This window comes from Pseudomonas koreensis, from assembly GCF_036668835.1.
Taxonomy (GTDB): Bacteria; Pseudomonadota; Gammaproteobacteria; order Pseudomonadales; family Pseudomonadaceae; genus Aquipseudomonas; species Aquipseudomonas koreensis_I.
Genome location: NZ_JAZEVW010000071.1, coordinates 1 through 219 on the forward strand (window position 1 = coordinate 1; position 219 = coordinate 219).

General features: G+C 59.4%; 1 protein-coding gene. It reads left to right on the forward strand.

Features of this window, described 5'->3' with window-relative positions; genetic code table 11:
• Positions 1-219, forward strand: a 219-nt coding sequence (locus V6F91_RS27320) for an immunoglobulin-like domain-containing protein (RefSeq protein WP_332769962.1), incomplete at both ends; no start/stop codon positions are given.

The following is a 219-nucleotide window of genomic DNA, read 5'->3' on the forward strand; positions in this document are numbered from 1 at the left end:
TTGGCCAAACCACCGGCACCGCGACCACCGCAGCGCCGAACGACGCGTTGACCGGTCATGCACCGATCACCAACTCGATCACCAATGTGACTGGCGGCAACTTCGAAAACCTCGTAGCCGACAAAACCCCGGTCAACACCAACGTGACTGACACCGTCGACACCACCAACCTGTCGCTCAGCGCGACCAATTCGGTCGCTGAAGGCGGTTCGATTGTTT